We start from the raw sequence: 17,291 nt of genomic DNA, 5'->3' as shown, positions 1-17,291 counted from the left end.
TTAGTGAACATACTAAAAGGATAATAAAAGTAATGATTAGATTAGTCCAAAAAGAATAGAGCATTTTGGATTTGATGGGATCCATAAGTGTGCTTAGATGATGGGATAAGTCATCGGTGTAGACGCCATAAGATATCCATATGTCGTTAGTATGAGGCACTAATATGGCATAAGACATCTTTGGTGTATCTACACTACTACCATCAGTTTTATATTTAGGCCACATATACCTAACTGTTCCACCGCCATTAAGTGCTGCTTGGTGTTGTGTTCTATACACATAAACTCCATTAGGATCTTTGATGTCTTTTGCGTCCTTACCTATAAGAGTATGATCAGGGTGCATTAACAAAACAGTTCCTTTAGCTGCAAAAAAGTAGCTGCTTTTATCATCACCTAACCTTATATTAGCTATAGCTTTATCTATAATCTGAATTTGCTCTTTTTCATCTAGCCCATCTATCAAATCACCTAAAGATACTGCCATGGAAGTAGCAGTAGTTTGTAGCATCTTATCAGTATTTGCATAGTAAGTATTAGTAAAGCCGCTTTCAAAAAGTGTTATCTGGTGTTTGTTGTTAAAGAAAAATATTACAAAAACTATAATAAAAACCAAAAATATAAATGACATAAATGCCATAAGCTTTACTCTCATTGATAACTTCCTTGTAATGATTTTGGGGCAGCATAAGTATCAGTTTTGAAATTTATGCTTTTAATTTCACAGTAGACCATTTTAATATTAAAATGAAAGTAAATGTATAGTAAATGATATTAAAGATAGTAGTAATTAAGGATTTGTTACCAAACACGTAACTAAAAAAGCAAGTATACAAATTTTAAAAAAGTAGATAAAAAAAGATTAACCAAGAAAAATTAGCCCTTTAAAAAGGGCTAAAACTTAGATGCTTTATAGAATCTAAGTTATAAAATTTTAGAATTTAAACTTAGTAAAGGCTAAGACATTTAGCTTGTTGGCTGCATTAAAGCCAGTTGCTACAACTCCAGTTCCTACACTCCAGTTAAACTGATTATCGTTGATAATCTGCCAGTTTAAAACAGCTGAAGCTTCATGATAGTTACCACCAGCATATAATAAGTCAAGGTTTAAAGTTTTAGTGATCATAAAGCCACCAAATACATACCATGTACTAACGCCAGCATTTAGATAAGACCTAGTTAAAGTGTTACCATTTAGGCCAACTGGGCTAAAGAACTGACCATAGAATCTTGTTCTATCATTTAATGATACTACGCCTTTTCTACCTATATATAAGTAACCTGCACCTAGTTTAAACATATCCATAAACTTAAACTCTTGATCTATCCAGTACATCATGCCAAAGTCATTATCAATACCTATACTGTTTTGCCATAGAGTTCTAAAAGTAGTAGTTGACATAAAGCTAGACTTATCTCCTAGCATCAAAGAAGCTCTTAATCCAGCTTGTGCTAAAGGAGCGCCATTTACGCCTTGATTCATCCAGTAAGCACCATAAGGGTTAATACTAACCATATCAGCTATATTAAAGTCTAGTCCGCCTGAGAAAACATTTCTACTAAAGAAGTTACCAAATCTACCAAGTGTAGTGTTGTAAGGGCTAAATGCACTTAGTCCTGAACCAAACTTACCAAAGTCAGAGTTAAAATCTGGAGAAAGATTATAGCCTGTGTTTAACCAGTCATTAATATAAGTACCCCATATACCAAAGTACTGACCTTGATAGTTAAAGGCTATACCTTGATTATAACCGCCTATCCAGTCTGATGTGTTTAAAACATCATTAACGTCATAGCGACCTAGTACTAATTTAAACTCTTTAGTGTCATACTTAAAGTAAAGATCTGAAAGATCTATGAAAGGTTTTTGATAGATATTATCAAGAGAGTAACCTTTGGTTCCCACTATAGAGTTTCTATTAAATGGTGAGAAAGCTGCTAAGGCTCCAACACCTAAGTGGATGTTATCAAAACCAAAGTCTCCTGCAAAGTGACCGCTAACTCCAGCGTAGCTTGACTGATTAATGCTATCACCATAATTAACCTTATTACCATTTCCAAAGCCAATATTGCCAAACGCACCAACATAGCCATTATAGTTAAAATCCATCGCGCCAGCTGCGCCAAGACTTAAAGTACCAACTAAAGCAACGGAAGCTATTATCTTTCTAGTCATGTTTACATCCTTATTTTGAAATTACCACTTTTAAAGTTGCATTTAAGTTAATATCGGCATTTAAGAAGCAAACTTTACAAAACTGGCTTAAAAAAAGATTCTAAAAAGATAGTTTAGTAAAAACCATCAAAGCACTATTATTTTGTGAGGCATGATGTAAAGAAAAACTTAGCTTTGAAAAACTAGCATAAGAGTAAGCAAGCCCAGCATCTAAAGAAAGTCTATTTATCCCTTCTATCTTTTGAGTATAAATCTTATAGCTTAGATAGACTGAAAGCTCTTTATAAGTCCCAAAGGCAGCAAGTGCTCCAAGCTTTAACTTTGAAATGCTCATAGAAGCAAAAAGATAGCCAGTGATAGAGCCTGCTTGAAAGTAGTCTATACCATTTAGGTATTTTCCATAAAACCTAGTGCTATCACTTAGTGCAAAGATAGTTGTAGGCTTTTTAACTCCTAAACTTAAAGCACCTTCTTTGCCATTTTCCTGCAAGCTAGATACAGAAGCTAAAAAGCCCCCTCCAACTTCAAAAGCAAGGCTTTGATAGTAGAATCTAAAGGCTTCATCAAAGATTATTAAAGTGGCAAGATTTGGGGAACTGTTCAGTAAAGAATGCTCTAAATTACTAGCTTGAAATAAAACATCTAGTCTAGTTAAAGAGTAGCTTGAGTGCCCAAAGTCAAACTTATAAGCACTCTTTAGCCCAGCTTGCACTAGTGGGTTAAAATATAAGATGCTAGGTGTGCTTACATCACGAGTATTAAAAAGCACCCATGGGCTTATATAAAAGCCTTTATAAGATAAGTTGCCACCAAGATTTAGTATCTCTCCGCCTATAAGTGTATCTTTTGAAAGAGGATTAAAGGGCTTAAGTAAGGCCATAGATGAGCCTAAACGCTTAGGCAAGATTCCTGTTTGAAGGTAGGAGTTTATATAGTTTAACCAGAGATTAGCACTCTTAAAAGTATAGTTTATACTAGCACCTTGCAAGGGACCATAAATAAAGTCATTATCAAAAGCTAGAGGAGTAGTTTTTATATCTTCTAAGCTATAGCGTCCAGCAACCACTGTGAGATTAGAGTTAGTGTATCTAAGATAGGCGTTTATAATATCTTGTCTACTCTGATAGCCAAAGCGAGCAGCAGTATCGCTAAATAAATAATCATTATATGGGAAGATATTCCAAGCACCCAAGGCTCCAAGTCCAACTTGATAGTTATCATAGATATCTAGCTTGCCAGTTAGAGAAGTATTAAGACCTAAAAAAGTATTAGCAACTCCAAAGCTAGTGGCAAAAAGACTGCCTAAGTGGCCTTGTAGGCTGAACTTAAAGATTCTATTTTTATAAACAAAGGGTTTAGAATCTAAAACTTCACTTCTATCTTTAGTGCTAGTAGCTTTAAGTTCACTTGCTTGAACAAAAAGTAGACTAAGTAGTAAGATACTAAAAGTTAACCTCATCTTACTTAGTCCTTATTAAATATACTATCTGCAAGAAAAGCTTTTCTTACTACTAAGCTCTACTATGCGTGCTGGAATCTTTTCAAGTGGCAGCACTTCTCTAACAGCACCAGCTTCTATGGCCTTTTTTGGCATACCAAAAACTACACAGCTTTTTTCATCTTGTGCTATGGTATAAGCGCCATTATCAAAAAGCTCTTTCATGCCTATACTACCATCATCTCCCATACCTGTTAGTATGATAGCTAGGGTGTTAGGACCGCTTAGATTATTAGCAGATCTAAAAAGTATATCAACGCTTGGCTTGTGCCTAGAGATGCGCCTTTCTTCAAAAGGTTTTACTATACATTTGCCTGCCTCACTTCCTACAAGCACATGACAATCTCCTGCAGCCACATATACAGCGCTATCTTGTAGCACCATCTTTTCTGTTACTTCATATACGTCTAAGGCTGAGTTTGCATCCAGTCTTTGAACCAAGGAAGCAGAAAAAGTTTTAGGTATATGCTGAACTACAATTATAGGAGGAAGACCTCTAGGAAGTTTGGAAAATATAGTATTAAGCGCTTCAGTACCTCCAGTTGAAGATCCTATAACTATAAGTCTATCTTTTGGGTTAAAAGCTGGCTTGCTAGGGAGGATAGTATCTGGATGATGTTTTTCTTCCACTAAGTAAGGAGTTTTGTTTCTCATTATATTCTCTTTATTAAAGGCATTCCCCTGCCTCATAGTTTATGTAATACTTGCACGCTAAAGATCGCGTTTTATAAAAGTCTTATTACCAAGTCTTTCTACTTTATATCCTAAGGCTAAGACATCTTCAGAGTGCCCAAGATACAAAGTCCCACCTGGTTTTAAAACTCCAAGCAATCTTTCAAGGATTTGTTCTTGATCTGGTAGCTTAAAGTATATAAGTACATTTCGGCAAAAAACTATATCAAAATCATTTGAAGGAAAAGGATAATGCTTGTTGTAAAGATTTAAGGGTTGAAATGTGATAAGGTTTTTTAGTAAGGCTTTGGCATCTAACTCTAAGGTTCCATCTGCATTTTTCTTCACATCAAAGTACTTATCTAGCTCAACCCAAGATGGAATCTTATTAAGCCTAGGATCTAGCGTATAGTGCCCTTTTTTGGCAAGTTCAAGCATGTTGGTGTCTATATCAGTAGCTATTATTCTAATAGATGAGTTTGACTTATAAAGACTTTTAGCATAAAGACAAGTAGCAGCTATAGAGTAAGGCTCTTCGCCTGAAGAAGAAGCAGAACAAAAGATCTTAATAGAAGCATTCTCTCTCATCAAAGTATTTAACGCTCTATCTATCATATCATCAAAGTGGTAGCTTTCACGAAAAAAGTCAGTCTTGTTAGTAGTAAAGCTATTTATAAAAGCCTGTCTTAAGGCTAGGTTACTTCTTATACCCTTTAAAAGCTGTGGGATAGAATCTATATCTTTAGCTTCTTTAGTTCTTAAAAGTGCTGTAAGCCTGTTTTTTATCATAGTTTGCTTTGTGTCATTTAGGTATATGCCACAAAACTCATATAAAGCGTTTTGTACTTCTTTAACTTCTGCATTACTAATTTGTAGCATTTTAAGGGCTCTTTATGTGTTTTTTACTATTCTATCACAAAGATTAAAGAAAGGAAGACCATGAGACTAGGTATTAATATAGATCATATAGCAACTTTGAGAGAGGCTAGAAAAACTAACCAACCTGACCCCCTAGAAGCAGTCTTTATCTGCGAAAAAGCCGGGGCTAATCAAATCACTATGCACTTAAGGGAAGATAGAAGACATATGCATGACTTTGATTTAAGACGTATTATAGAATCTTCTTTTTTACCTATAAACTTAGAGTGTGCCCTAGATAAAAGCATACTAGATATGGCTTGTAAACTACTTCCAGCTCGTATAACTTTAGTACCTGAAAAAAGAGAAGAAGTTACAACTGAAGGTGGATTAAAGTTAGATTCTAGATTAAAAGAGCCTATAAAAAGGCTAAAAGATAGTGGTATAGAAGTATCTTTATTTATAGATCCAAGTTTAGAAGCTATAAGAAAGGCTAAAGAGTTAGAAAGTAATGCTATAGAACTACACACTGGAAGATATGCAAACTTAAGCTTAGAGCTTTTTACCAACCTAAAAAGAACTAATAACGCCCTTAATCTAAACGCTACAAAAAAAGAGTTTGAAAGTGAGTTATCTTTACTAAAAGAAGCCAGTAAAGAGTCTTTAAAGCTAGGGCTTAAAGTCTATGCTGGACATGGGCTAAACTATCAAAACACTCAAGCTATAGTTGATATCCCTCAAATTGAAGAGTTAAATATAGGTCATAGCATCATAGCGCGTGCTGTTTTTGTGGGATTAGAAAGGGCTATAAGAGAGATGAAAGAGATATGCAAGAGTGATGGGAGATTTTAGAACTTTTTGTGCTTACAGCAATTTAGCCATTAAAAATTGTGGAATCTAAGATTCCACAACACAACAAAAACATAAAAAAAGCAAAGCTCCACCACAAGCTTTAGGCTTTAAAAAAAGGACTTTAACTAACTAAAAAATATCAACTAGAAGATATAGCTATAGCCAACTTGGATGATGTAGTTTCTTAAAGTCGCAAATGTTCCATTACCAAATGTTTCATCAGTAGAATCTAAATCTTTTATATCTGTACCAACTAGTGGGATTTTCGCTCCTAGTTTTATAACTTGGTGGTCTCCTAGATTCATACTTACACCTAGGTTTAAAGGTAACGCAAAGCTATTGCCAACAAACTTAACTGTTGCTGTTTGACTTTGACCATCTGGGGTATCACCGCTAACAGTACCTGTCATATCTGTACTAAAGTTTGTAAAGCCAGCTCCTAAACCAGCGTAAGCTCCAAACATATCAGTGATGTTATAAAAAAAGTCAACATTAGCAGCTATTAGGTGGTTAAAGTTTACTGCACTAAGCTTCTGGCTTATATCATTTGCCTCACTAGTTTTACTTGCAAAACTTTGAGAAAAGTTATAGCTTAGATAGTATCTTAATCCCATCTTAGGAGTAAAGTTTTGCTGATAACCAGCATCTAGGCCTAATACATATCCAACACCTGTATTTGGCAGTGAAGCTTCAGCATTTTGAAACTCACCAACATAAGTTGGAGTAGTTATAGGTAAACCAACATTAGCTCCTACAAAAACACCACTTTTAGCATAGCTCGCAGAGCTTAGTGCTAGTGCTAAACATGCTGCTCCTAACAACACTTTTTTCTTCATTTGTAATCCCTTATATGTAAAAATTAAATAGAAATTAAACCTAGACCTAAAAAGCTAGATTTAAAATCACGAAAATTAATGTATCCAAAAAAAATGAAAGCCTTTAAAGTAAAAAAAGAGATAATAGCTAAAAGAAACTTATCACTTCTAATATTTGAAGATAAAAATAGTAAAAAAGTCTTTACTTAGTGAGTATTTTCTTTTATTTTGATTTAAGATTAAAAGAAGATATAAAACTTTTACACGGTGTAGTAAGTCTTAAAAAATACTAAATCCACCCTTGCTATCACAAAGTTTATAGTAACAAAAAGTAACTTACTTCTCTACGTTATACACTAGGAGATAACTACAATCCTTACTACATCAAGCTAATGTTTCTTTTTTATATTTTTCATAAAGTTTGGTACCTTCCCTTTAGCTTGTTCAAGCTTAGCAACCTCGTGAAATAGCACAACTACTGCTTCAAACATAGTAGGTGGTATAGTCCTTGAGACATCTACTACTCTATAAAGCTCCCTAGCTAAAGGAGGATTTTCAATGATCTCTATATCATGCTCCCTAGCTATGCCTTTTATACGTATGGCTAGGTTGTCTATCCCCTTAGCGACAACTATAGGTGCCGGGTCTTTATCACCATCAAAGCGTAACGCTACGGCGTAGTGGGTTGGGTTAGTAACGACGACATTTGCAGTAGGGATGGCTGCCATCATCTTACTCATAGCATTTTTCATCATAAGCTGGCGAATCTTAGCTTTTACTTCTTGATTCCCCTCTTGTTGCTTAAACTCATCTTTTACTTCTTGCTTACTCATCTTTAAAGACTTTATATACTGATAGCGTTTTACTAAAAAGTCTATCACTGCCATAACTAAAAAGATAAAAAGCAAAACGCCTATTAGTATAAGGGCCTTATCATAAAACCAGTGTGTTTGAACGTAAAGATTACTACGCGATATACCAGGAAGATCTTTTAAAAAGCCTAGGAAGATAAAAAATGCGACTATGAAAGCTATAGCAACTTTTAGTGTGATTAAGATTCCATCTAGGAGTTTTTTAAGTGAGAAGACATTTTTCATACCCTTTATAGGGTCTATCTTTTCAAGCTTTGGAGTTAAAACCTTAAAACTTAGCAAAAAGCCTATCTGAGCCACATTGCCTATCACACCTGCTACTACAAGGGCTGCAAAAAAGGGCAAAGTTGTTATAGCTAAAACTTTAAAGCCCATAAGGGCTAAACCATAAACATTCATCTCTGTAAAATCAAGACTAAAAAGATTAACTGACTGAATATAAAGCTTTTTAAACTCACTCACCCAAAAAGGAAAGATAACAAAAAGTACTACAAAACTAACCACTAGCCCTATAAAACCAACTAACTCAGGACTCTTAGAAACACTTCCTTCCTCCCTGGCCTTTTGGATCTTTTTAGAACTGGGGGCTTCTGTCTTTTCTGCATCATCTGCCATCTAAACTTCCTTAGCTTTAAGCTCTAAGGCTTCTTTATAATTAGCCTTTGTGTTGATGTTAAAAAACTCTATCTCATCTTCTATATCTAAAGGCTTAAAGTTTAAAGCTTCCATTAACATACCTAGTTTGTACTCTTGGTGCAAAATGGCACTTTTTATAGAATCTAAACTACTTATATCCCACTTTGAAGGAAGAAAATGAGAGCGAAGAGGAGTTTTGATAAAAGCTTGAGTTTTAGAATCTAAAAGCTTTTTTATAGTATCAAAGCTTAAAAATGGTGTATCCACGCTCATAAAGACACAAGGGCTTTGAAGCTTTAATAAACTAGCATAGATTCCATAAAGTGGGGAGTGGGTAGACTTTTTAATATGAGTTTTATCTATGCTAGATGAGTTAGTTAGATGGTCTAAAAAAGTCTTACTTAAAACTTTGCTTTCTACTATGAAGTTAGGGGTTTTAGATTCTAGGTTTTTAGAATCTAAGAGTGGATATCTATCATTCTTTATACAAAGATAGATTTTTATATCTAGCTTTTTTACCTCTATATACTTTTGAAGTCTTTCAAACTGATAAAGACTTAAGGGCTTTTTTTCAAACTCACAAAGGCTTTTATCAGCACCAAAACGCGAGCTAAGCCCCCCACAAAGTATGACAAGATTAGACATGTAACTATCTAAAGATATCTTTTATACTATAAAGTCCAGGCTTTTTATCTGCTATCCAAAGTGCGCAGTCTAGTGCGCCATTAGCAAAAGCAAAGCGTGAAGTTGCATAGTGGGTTAACTCTAAAAACTCTCCATCTCCATAGAATCCAACAGTATGCTTCCCATACAAGTCCCCTCCCCTTAAGCTTTGTATGCCTATATCATTTTCCTTTCTTAAAGCTATGCCATCCCTACTTTTTACTAGATTAGACTTATCAAGGCCTCTTGCTTCTAAGACACTATCTGCTAGACTTAGTGCTGTACCTGAAGGGGCATCTTTTTTATGTCTATGGTGCATCTCTAATATTTCTATATCAAAGTTAGGAAGCTTTTTTGCAACTTCACTAATTAACTCATTTAATACTAAAACACCCTTGCTCATATTGGTTGAATAAAGTATAGGCATCTTTGTGCTAGCAGTGCTCATAAAATCTAGTGTTTCAGAATCTAAGCCAGTAGTGCCTATAACTAGAGGTTTAGGAGTTATTAGTGCGTGTTCTACTAAAAGCTTACTTGAGATGGGTGAAGAAAAATCAATAGCTACATCTATAGAATCTAAAAAGTCTTTATAGTCTGTAGTATCAAAACTTGAAAGAAGTTTACCTTCAACTAAGGCCTTACTAAAGACTGCCTTATCTTTATAGGTGTCTTGCAAGCTTTCTCTTATCAAACTACCAACTCTGCCATATGCGCCAAGTATGCCTATTTTTAACATGTAATTATCTTTAATAAATGAGATTGAGGGCTAAAGCCTTTAAAATCCTAACGTAAAAAGTTAGGATTTTAAAGAAAGAGTAGATTAAAGCTTGTGTTCAGCTTCTAAATATGGTGCAGCGTGTGTAGTTTCAAGATAGTCTATAGCTGAAAGGGCAGCTGTTGCGCCATCACCTGCAGCACAGATAACTTGCTTTTTAGCTTCAACTCTTAAATCACCTGCAGCAAAAAGTCCTGGCACGCTAGTGTTCATATCAAGGTCTACTACTACAGAGCCCCATTTATCACACTCACAAAGCATGCTCTTATCTTCTTGAACTAAGATTCCATTATTAACTTCATAACCTACAAAGACAAATATAACGCCAGTGTCTAAAGTACTAGTTTCATTAGTTGCTATGTTTTTAACTTTTAATGAAGTTACTTCTTTTCCATCCCCGCATATCTCTTCAACAACGTAAGGGACCATGAAGTTTATTTTTTCATTTTTCTCAGCGTGCTCTAGAGTTATAGGAGCTGCCCTAAAGCCATCTCTTCTATGTATAAGATGCACTTTTGAAGCAAACTTAGTAAGATATATAGCTTCTTCTAATGCAGTGTCACCACCACCTAAAACTGCCACTTCTTTACCTTTATGAAAGAAAGCATCACAAGTTGCACAAGTACTAACGCCTTTGCCCCAGTACTCGCTTTCACCTTTTATGCCTGTCCTTTTTGGTCTACCACCAGTTGCAAGGATGACAGATTTTGCTACATAGTCTGTACCATCACTACAAAAAACTTTAAACATATTTCCACACTTACTAACTCTTACAACCTCTCTTAAGTTGTGAGTTAATCCAAAGCGGAAACACTGCTCTTGCCAAGGCTCCATAAAATCAAGTCCTGACTTTATTTCTTTAACACCAGGATAGTTTTCAATCTCGCTACTACCAGTTATCTGACCACCTGGCATACCTTTCTCAAAAAGAACCACATTTTTTACACCACCACGAGTAGCATAAAGTCCTGCGGTTAAACCAGCAGGACCGCCACCAATAATTGCTAAATCTATCATATGAAACCTTATTATAATAAAGAGTTAATCTTATCTTGTATGACTTGTTTAGAAGTTGCACCAACTATAGTGTCTTTTAACTCACCATTTACAAAAAATAGCATTGAAGGGATACTTCTTATACCAAACTTTGCACCTAGCTCTTCTTCTTCATCAGTATTAACTTTGCAAATATTTGCTTTACCTGCATACTCAGCAGCTAGCTCATCAATTATTGGAGCTAACATTCTACAAGGTCCACACCATGGTGCCCAAAAATCAACCATAGAAACGCCATTTTTTACAACACTATCAAAGTTATCTTTTTTTAACTCTATATATTTTCCCATTTTTAATTTCTCCTAAAAAATAAATATGGCGAGGATTATAAAACTAATTAGTTAATGATTCTTTTTTAAAACTCCACTGGCTTTTAACTTCGTTTAAAGATTTAGAATCTATATCTACACAAAGCATACCTTCCTTATCTCCCAACTCATTTACTATCTCTCCACCTAAAGCACCTAGGCTATTGCCATAAAACTCCCATATATTTCCATCTATATATTTAACACTACCTACTCTATTAACCCTAAATATATAGCAAGTATTTAAAAAAGATCTTACTTTAATAAGCTCCTTCCATCTAGCTTTTGATTCAAAAGTATTAACACAAGGAAGCAAGATAGCATCCACATCAGCATTTTTTAACTTTAAGGTTAACTCATCAAAATGTAGCTCATAACCAAACAAAAGAGCAAACTTTAAGCCATTAGCATCAAATATCAAAGGTGTTTTTAAAGTAGAAGCACTATTATCAAAAAAGCTTGCTTCATCCCAGTGAGGGAAGTTTATAAGGCGTTGTTGTGTGTAAAAGTAAGTTTTCATAGGGGTTATTAAAGCCATCTTTTTAAAGATCTTATCTTTACTGCCTGTGATTATAGGGGCTACTATATATAGGTTAAATTCCTTTGATATAGAACTTAAAAGATCTAGCTTTTTGTTGCTGTCATTAGTGATTATCCCTTTAGCCACATCTTTTATCTCAGTAAAAAAGAGATCTAAAACATACTCTCCTATAACCACTATAGAGTAGGCTGGAAGCTGGGAAAAGTAAACTTTTAGCCTCTTCATATCCCCTACTTGGCTTAACTGCAAAAGGGCTACAGTGCCACTAAAACTTTTAAGTGCAATCTTTGTCATTACATCACTCTCTTTACATATATAGGATTTTAAAGGCTTACTCATCGCTTTTTTGAGATGTTTTATCTAATACACTTAACTCAAGTTTTGCATTTTCTAGCAAGCCTTCAGCCTTAGAGATATAATCTTTAGCGTTTTTATATAATCTAAGGCTTTCTTTTAAAGAGATATCTTTATCATTCATCTTTTGTACTATCTCATCTACTTTTGCACAGTAAGTCTCAAAGTCTAACTTCTGCATATAAAACTCCTTAAAAATCAAGATTCTAGCCTAGAAATAGCGCCGAAAAAGCCAATTTTAAGTAAAACTTAGCAAGAATTGCAAGCTTACTATATGTTTAAGGATCTAAATCATGAAAAAAGACATTCACCCAAAATACGTACCTTGTAAAGTTACTTGCGTAACAAGCGGTAAAGAAATCGAAGTTTTAAGCACTAAACCCGAGCTAAGGATAGATATCTCTAGCTTTTGTCATCCTTTCTATACAGGCACTGATAAGATAGCTGATACTGCTGGTAGAGTAGAAAAATTCAAACAACGCTACGCCAAAAAATAGTCTCTCCCTACCTTGCTAACCTTCATCCCAACTCCCCTTGGGAACTTAAAAGATATCTCACTTAGAGCCTTAGAGGCTTTTAGGGAAGCAGATGTTTTGCTTTGTGAAGATACAAGGGTTACTAAAAGACTTTTATACCTTTTAAAAGAAGATGGTCTTTTAAGTTGCGATCTTTCTACTAAGATATTTTTAAGCTTTCATACTCACAATCAAGATGAGTTTTTATCAAAGTTAGACTTAGATTCTAACTTTTTTAACTCTAAAGTAGTTTATAGCGTAGATGCTGGTATGCCTTGTATTAGCGATCCTGGAGCACAACTTATAAAGTATGCAAAGATGCATAATATAGCCTATGAAGTCCTACCTGGAGGCAGTGCTTTTAGCCTAGCTTATGCCTTAAGTGGACTAGAATCTAGCTTTAATTTTAAAGGCTTTTTGCCAAGTACTCAAAAAGCAAGACTTGAAGCTTTAAAAACACTAAGTGGGATAAATGTACTTTATGAAAGTCCAAAACGCATCCTAGAACTACTAAAAGATATTAACTCCTCTTTTACTAACTGCGAAGTTTATGCTTATAAAGAACTTACCAAACTTCATTTTAAAAGCTTTAGTGGCTCTCCAAGTGAAGTCTTAGAATCTATGAAAGGTGCTAATCTAAATGGTGAGTGGTGCGTAGTCTTAGATGTAAAACAAGATTCTAAGTTTATAACAATGGATGAAAAAGAGCTTTTAAGCTTACGCCTTCCTTTAAAAGATAAGGCAAAACTTCTAGCTAAACTTAGAGGCACTAACCCCAAAGAATGCTACGCTTTTTTAGAAGCTCAAAAAGAAAAAGACTAAAACGCTTCATAAATCTAACCTAACTAAAAAAGCAAACAAACTTAATCTATATACATTTAAGATATAAAAAATTTAAACTTTTGTAAAGATTTTTTTAAGGATTCTTTGCAAAGTAACTTCTTATGCCATTAGCTATACCTATGGCTAAAAGCTCTTGGTAGTCATTATTTATAAGTCGTGGGGCTTCTATGGGATTAGAGTTATAGCCTGTTTCTATTAAAACTGAAGGCATAAGCGCTCCTGCTAACACCCAAAAAGGTCCCTCTCTAACACCCCCATCTACTACGTCTTTATATTTAGTCCTAACTGATTTTAGTGCTCCAAACTGTATATCTATGGCTAATTTATTAGAAGCTACTAGGCGTTGGGAGTTTATAGTGCTTAGAAAATAAGACTTTGAAAAGTAGTTCATAGTAGCTGTATCACCTTGGTTTTCTATATCAGCTACTGCTAGTGCGCGCTCAGTCCTAGCAGTACTTAAGAAGTAAGTCTCTATACCCTTAGGTGTATTAGGCTTGCCTTTGGGTATGGAGTTAGCGTGGATTGAGACAAAAAGATCAGCTTTTATCTCATTTGCCATTTCAGTCCTACGTCTTAAGTCTATAAACACATCACTATCCCTAGTCATATAAACAACATATCCCATCCTATCAAGTATGGAAGCTAGTTTTTTGCCTATAGCTAAAACTATAACTTTTTCACAAACCTTATCTATACCAAAAGTACCACAGTCCTTACCTCCATGTCCTGGATCTATAACTATTACTTTTTTTCTGCTACCTGGTGGAAGCTTTTGGTTTTCTTTGTAGTTTTCTTTTGAGATAAGTATGGGTTTATCGTGTGCAAAGCTATGAAGCTCTTTTGCAAACTGTGCACTTAATGGAGTTATATAAACTGGTTTTATAGGAGCTTGATGATCATGGTGGTCATGATTATGATTACTTTCATCTTTTTTAGATTCTATCTTTTTAGATTCTATCTTTTTAGGCTCTGGCTTTTTGGATTCTAACTTTTTAGGTTCTACTTTAGTGGGCTCTTTTTTCTTATGCGCTAGTTTTTCTTTAATCTTTTCTTTTTGTTTTTCTAGGCTTTTCTTTTCTCTTTGAGCTTGTTCTTTTTTAGTTTTAGTGCTATGTGTTTGATGGATAGAATCTTGTTTTTTAGTAGTAGCTTTTGTGCTTACTGGCATATCTTTTATCTCTATATAAAAGTACTTGCCACTTACTCTGTACTCATAACTTGTAGTTTTTGTAAGCTTGATTGAGATTCTAACTATGTGGGTGTGATGCTGGGTTAAAGTTATAGATGTTTTATTAGCAAACTTATATTCTTTCTTACCAAAAGTTAGCCTACTAGGTATATCTATATAAACTTCTTTGGAATCTTTTCTATAAACTTTAATCTTAGTTTGGATTAAATTACTATTTGCTTCTAGTCTTAAAGAAGAGCTTCCAAAGGGTACTGCACCTACAAACTTAATATTATTTGCATGCAGCCCGCAAAATAGAAAAACTACAAGCAGGATGTATCGCATCTATCATCTCTGGGTTAGTTCATCTATTAGTTCTTTCACGCTTATAATTTTATCTATCCTATAACCATTAGCACCACTAAAATACAAGCCTTCACGCAAATCTCCCATGTGCCCTTTTCCCAAACTATCAGCTATGCAATAGCCAACTTTTTTAGCCTCTTCACCTCTATGACAAGGGCTAACACAGTTACTTATACACTTAATCCTTGGTGCATTACCCTCTCTTAAACGGCTTAAAACACCAGTACTAACCGCCCTTGCTGGATAACCAACAGGTGATTTTACAAGCACTATATCTTCTTGTTTTACATGTAACATAAGTTTTTGGTAAGCCTTGGCATCACACTCAAAAGTTCCTAAGAATCTTGTAGCCATCTGAACCCCACTAGCTCCAAGACTTAGCATGTTATCTATATCGTTTCTATCCCAGATTCCACCTGCAGCAATAGTAGGTATATCACCCCACGCCTTAGCTTCTTCTACTATTTCTGGCACAAGATGTTCTAGTTGAAACTCTGGTTTAAAGCAGTCTTCATACTTAAAGCCTTGATGGCCTCCACTTAAAGGCCCTTCTACTACTATGGCATCAGGAAGTCTTTTATATCTATCACCCCACTTTTTACATATAACCCTTAGAGCTCTTACTGAAGAGACTATAGGCACTAAAGCAACATCTGGAAAGTTCTTTGTAAACTCTGGCATATTTAGCGGGAGGCCTGCTCCAGTCACTATGATATTAGCCCCTGCCTCACAAGCATCACGCACTACTCTGCCATACTCATTGATAGCATAAAGTATATTTGCCCCTAATGGCCTATCACCACAGATCTTTCTTGCATTTTTAAAAATCTCATTCAAAGCGTGTTTAGAGTAAAAGTTAAGTGCTTCAAAAGGCTTACTATTTATGATTCTATCAGTGAACTGCATCTTCTTATAATAGCCAGTGCCAACTGCAGATATGATCCCTAAAGCTCCTTGCTTTGATACATTACCAGCCAACTCATCCCAGCTTATACCTACTCCCATACCACCTTGAAATATAGGATAGCTAATCGTATGCTTTCCTATGGTTAATGGTTTTAATACCTTTTTCATGTCACCTACCTTGCCTATATCACCTAACATTATTCTCGGCTATATTAACCTTGATAAACTTTCTCTTTCCTATTTGTACTATAAAGCTCCCAGGAGATAGCTTAAGATTTTCATCACTTATCTTCTCTCCATCTATCTTTAAAGCACCCGCTTTTATATCACGTCTAGCTTGAGACGTAGAAGGCACAAGGCCTGCATCAACTAAGAGTTTACAGATCCATATCCCTTCAGTAGATTCTATAACTTCTAAGTCTGTTGGAATCTCATTCTTACTAAAAACGCTATCAAAGCTATCTTTTGCTTCTAAAGCTAGATCCTTATTATAGTAAGAGCTAACTAACTCTAGGGCAAGATTCTCTTTTACAATCTTAGGATGAAGTTTACCACTGTCTACGTCATTTTTTAAAATGCGTATGGAGTCTAGATCTTTTGCGCTTAAAAGTTCATAATAACGCCACATTAACTCATCACTTATACTTAGCACCTTTGCATACATATCATTAGGTGCATCTTGCAAAGCTATGTAGTTATTTAGACTTTTAGACATTTTTTGTTTTCCATCTAGGCCTTCTAAAAGTGGCATGGTTAAGATACTTTGTTCTTTTTTGCACTCATAGCTTCTTTGCAAAGTCCTACCTACTAAAAGGTTGAATTTTTGATCATTTCCTCCAAGCTCAAGATCACAATCTAGTGCTACAGAATCATAGCCTTGTAAAAGTGGATACATAAACTCAACTATACTTATAGGCTCATTTTCTTTAAAACGCTTACTAAAGTCATCTCTTTCTATCATCCTGGCCACAGAAAAACGTGAGCTTAAGCCTAAAAAAGCTGCTGCATCCATCTTTGAAAGCCAAGTGCTATTAAAACAAACTTCTGTAAGGCTTGGGTCTAAAATCTTAAAAACTTGACTTTCATAAGTCTTAGCGTTTTCTAAAACTTCTTCCTTGCTAAGCGTTTTTCTAGTCTTACTTTTACCTGTTGGATCACCTATCATAGCCGTAAAATCACCTATCAAAAACTGCACAAAGCCACCATACTTTTGAAAAGTAGCAAGTTTTCTTAAAAGCACGCTATGGCCCAAGTGTAAGTCAGGAGCTGTTGGATCAAAGCCTGCTTTTACTTTGTATCTTTGATTTGTCTCATAAAACTTTGATATTAAAGATTCTATATACTCTTCTCCTATGAAGTCTACACAGCCTCTTTTAATCTCGTTTAATGCAAATCTTACCTTATCATCCAATGCTAC

19 protein-coding genes are annotated in these 17,291 nt (G+C 34.9%); 3 read left to right on the top strand and 16 right to left on the bottom strand.

The genetic code is table 11. From position 1 onward, the window contains the following. The 5 genes from BKH43_RS04370 to BKH43_RS04350 form a co-directional block, all read right to left on the bottom strand. Positions 1 to 655 (bottom strand): cache domain-containing protein (locus BKH43_RS04370; protein ID WP_172402311.1); only part of this gene is annotated, 655 nt, incomplete at its 3' end. 279 nt (positions 656 to 934) lie between these two features. Next, positions 935 to 2,176 carry a hypothetical protein gene (locus BKH43_RS04365; RefSeq protein ID WP_095228952.1) on the bottom strand — a complete coding sequence of 414 codons (1,242 nt, stop codon included), beginning with the start codon at positions 2,174 to 2,176 and terminating at the stop codon, positions 935 to 937. A gap of 100 nt (positions 2,177 to 2,276) precedes the next feature. Continuing rightward, the gene (locus tag BKH43_RS04360; protein ID WP_095228950.1) at positions 2,277 to 3,635 is read right to left on the bottom strand and encodes a hypothetical protein; all 1,359 of its coding nucleotides are present in this window, start codon (positions 3,633 to 3,635) and stop codon (positions 2,277 to 2,279) included. Positions 3,636 to 3,659: 24 nt separating this feature from the next. Continuing rightward, positions 3,660 to 4,328 (bottom strand): CheB methylesterase domain-containing protein, encoded by a 669-nt coding sequence (locus BKH43_RS04355; protein ID WP_095228948.1) that lies wholly within the window; start codon positions 4,326 to 4,328, stop codon positions 3,660 to 3,662. 57 nt (positions 4,329 to 4,385) lie between these two features. Beyond that, positions 4,386 to 5,225 carry a protein-glutamate O-methyltransferase CheR gene (locus BKH43_RS04350; protein WP_095228946.1) on the bottom strand — a complete coding sequence of 280 codons (840 nt, stop codon included), beginning with the start codon at positions 5,223 to 5,225 and terminating at the stop codon, positions 4,386 to 4,388. 60 nt (positions 5,226 to 5,285) lie between these two features. Between BKH43_RS04350 and BKH43_RS04345 the strand changes: the two genes are divergently transcribed. Beyond that, entirely contained in the window at positions 5,286 to 6,056 is a 771-nt protein-coding gene (locus BKH43_RS04345; RefSeq protein WP_095228944.1) for a pyridoxine 5'-phosphate synthase, read from the top strand. A 143-nt stretch (positions 6,057 to 6,199) separates the two neighbouring features. On the opposite strand, the gene BKH43_RS04340 is transcribed toward BKH43_RS04345, so the two are convergent. The 8 genes from BKH43_RS04340 to xseB all read right to left on the bottom strand — a co-directional run bounded on the left by BKH43_RS04340 (position 6,200) and on the right by xseB (position 12,257). Next, positions 6,200 to 6,892 (bottom strand): outer membrane beta-barrel protein, encoded by a 693-nt coding sequence (locus BKH43_RS04340; RefSeq protein ID WP_095228942.1) that lies wholly within the window; start codon positions 6,890 to 6,892, stop codon positions 6,200 to 6,202. Positions 6,893 to 7,260: 368 nt separating this feature from the next. Beyond that, complete coding sequence (gene flhB, locus BKH43_RS04335; protein ID WP_095228940.1) at positions 7,261 to 8,358, bottom strand: flagellar biosynthesis protein FlhB; 1,098 nt, start codon at positions 8,356 to 8,358, stop codon at positions 7,261 to 7,263. Next, positions 8,359 to 9,024, bottom strand: a complete 666-nt coding sequence (locus BKH43_RS04330) for an NTP transferase domain-containing protein (protein ID WP_095228937.1) — start codon at positions 9,022 to 9,024, stop codon at positions 8,359 to 8,361. A 4-nt stretch (positions 9,025 to 9,028) separates the two neighbouring features. Continuing rightward, positions 9,029 to 9,778 (bottom strand): 4-hydroxy-tetrahydrodipicolinate reductase, encoded by a 750-nt coding sequence (dapB, locus tag BKH43_RS04325; protein WP_095228935.1) that lies wholly within the window; start codon positions 9,776 to 9,778, stop codon positions 9,029 to 9,031. 84 nt (positions 9,779 to 9,862) lie between these two features. After that, entirely contained in the window at positions 9,863 to 10,834 is a 972-nt protein-coding gene (gene trxB, locus BKH43_RS04320; protein WP_095228933.1) for a thioredoxin-disulfide reductase, read from the bottom strand. An 11-nt stretch (positions 10,835 to 10,845) separates the two neighbouring features. After that, positions 10,846 to 11,163, bottom strand: coding sequence for a thioredoxin (gene trxA, locus BKH43_RS04315; protein WP_095228931.1), 318 nt, complete (start codon positions 11,161 to 11,163; stop codon positions 10,846 to 10,848). Between the two features lie 43 nt (positions 11,164 to 11,206). Continuing rightward, positions 11,207 to 12,016: a carbon-nitrogen hydrolase family protein gene (locus BKH43_RS04310; protein ID WP_172402310.1), complete on the bottom strand. Its 810-nt coding sequence runs from the start codon at positions 12,014 to 12,016 to the stop codon at positions 11,207 to 11,209. 37 nt (positions 12,017 to 12,053) lie between these two features. Then, positions 12,054 to 12,257, bottom strand: a complete 204-nt coding sequence (gene xseB / locus BKH43_RS04305; RefSeq protein WP_095228927.1) for an exodeoxyribonuclease VII small subunit — start codon at positions 12,255 to 12,257, stop codon at positions 12,054 to 12,056. 112 nt (positions 12,258 to 12,369) lie between these two features. Between xseB and rpmE the strand changes: the two genes are divergently transcribed. Then, positions 12,370 to 12,573, top strand: coding sequence for a 50S ribosomal protein L31 (rpmE, locus tag BKH43_RS04300; RefSeq protein ID WP_095228926.1), 204 nt, complete (start codon positions 12,370 to 12,372; stop codon positions 12,571 to 12,573). A gap of 12 nt (positions 12,574 to 12,585) precedes the next feature. Beyond that, the gene (gene rsmI, locus BKH43_RS04295; protein ID WP_095228924.1) at positions 12,586 to 13,413 is read left to right on the top strand and encodes a 16S rRNA (cytidine(1402)-2'-O)-methyltransferase; all 828 of its coding nucleotides are present in this window, start codon (positions 12,586 to 12,588) and stop codon (positions 13,411 to 13,413) included. 94 nt (positions 13,414 to 13,507) lie between these two features. On the opposite strand, the gene BKH43_RS04290 is transcribed toward rsmI, so the two are convergent. The 3 genes from BKH43_RS04290 to tyrS are packed head-to-tail and all read right to left on the bottom strand — an operon-like array spanning position 13,508 to position 17,285. Then, complete coding sequence (locus tag BKH43_RS04290) at positions 13,508 to 14,947, bottom strand: N-acetylmuramoyl-L-alanine amidase (protein ID WP_253248044.1); 1,440 nt, start codon at positions 14,945 to 14,947, stop codon at positions 13,508 to 13,510. A 3-nt stretch (positions 14,948 to 14,950) separates the two neighbouring features. Beyond that, positions 14,951 to 16,042 (bottom strand): nitronate monooxygenase, encoded by a 1,092-nt coding sequence (locus BKH43_RS04285; RefSeq protein WP_095228964.1) that lies wholly within the window; start codon positions 16,040 to 16,042, stop codon positions 14,951 to 14,953. A gap of 19 nt (positions 16,043 to 16,061) precedes the next feature. After that, on the bottom strand, positions 16,062 to 17,285 hold the full coding sequence (tyrS, locus tag BKH43_RS04280) for a tyrosine--tRNA ligase (protein WP_095228922.1): 1,224 nt from the start codon (positions 17,283 to 17,285) through the stop codon (positions 16,062 to 16,064). Positions 17,286 to 17,291 lie beyond the last annotated feature (6 nt).

This window comes from Helicobacter sp. 13S00401-1 (assembly GCF_002272925.1).
In the GTDB taxonomy this organism is placed as follows: domain Bacteria; phylum Campylobacterota; class Campylobacteria; order Campylobacterales; family Helicobacteraceae; genus Helicobacter_I.
The sequence above is the reverse complement of the archived record's forward strand: the minus strand, read 5'-3'. Positions and strand labels throughout refer to the sequence as shown.

Coding starts and splice junctions, on each gene's coding strand:
- BKH43_RS04330 (WP_095228937.1), bottom strand. CDS start 9,024: ATGTCTAATCTTGTCATACTTTGTGGGGGGCTTAGCTCGCGTTTTGGT.
- flhB (WP_095228940.1), bottom strand. CDS start 8,358: ATGGCAGATGATGCAGAAAAGACAGAAGCCCCCAGTTCTAAAAAGATC.
- BKH43_RS04340 (WP_095228942.1), bottom strand. CDS start 6,892: ATGAAGAAAAAAGTGTTGTTAGGAGCAGCATGTTTAGCACTAGCACTA.
- dapB (WP_095228935.1), bottom strand. CDS start 9,778: ATGTTAAAAATAGGCATACTTGGCGCATATGGCAGAGTTGGTAGTTTG.
- BKH43_RS04350 (WP_095228946.1), bottom strand. CDS start 5,225: ATGCTACAAATTAGTAATGCAGAAGTTAAAGAAGTACAAAACGCTTTA.
- BKH43_RS04310 (WP_172402310.1), bottom strand. CDS start 12,016: ATGACAAAGATTGCACTTAAAAGTTTTAGTGGCACTGTAGCCCTTTTG.
- BKH43_RS04365 (WP_095228952.1), bottom strand. CDS start 2,176: ATGACTAGAAAGATAATAGCTTCCGTTGCTTTAGTTGGTACTTTAAGT.
- BKH43_RS04285 (WP_095228964.1), bottom strand. CDS start 16,042: ATGAAAAAGGTATTAAAACCATTAACCATAGGAAAGCATACGATTAGC.
- rpmE (WP_095228926.1), top strand. CDS start 12,370: ATGAAAAAAGACATTCACCCAAAATACGTACCTTGTAAAGTTACTTGC.
- BKH43_RS04360 (WP_095228950.1), bottom strand. CDS start 3,635: ATGAGGTTAACTTTTAGTATCTTACTACTTAGTCTACTTTTTGTTCAA.
- xseB (WP_095228927.1), bottom strand. CDS start 12,257: ATGCAGAAGTTAGACTTTGAGACTTACTGTGCAAAAGTAGATGAGATA.
- trxB (WP_095228933.1), bottom strand. CDS start 10,834: ATGATAGATTTAGCAATTATTGGTGGCGGTCCTGCTGGTTTAACCGCA.
- BKH43_RS04345 (WP_095228944.1), top strand. CDS start 5,286: ATGAGACTAGGTATTAATATAGATCATATAGCAACTTTGAGAGAGGCT.
- BKH43_RS04290 (WP_253248044.1), bottom strand. CDS start 14,947: ATGCGATACATCCTGCTTGTAGTTTTTCTATTTTGCGGGCTGCATGCA.
- BKH43_RS04355 (WP_095228948.1), bottom strand. CDS start 4,328: ATGAGAAACAAAACTCCTTACTTAGTGGAAGAAAAACATCATCCAGAT.
- trxA (WP_095228931.1), bottom strand. CDS start 11,163: ATGGGAAAATATATAGAGTTAAAAAAAGATAACTTTGATAGTGTTGTA.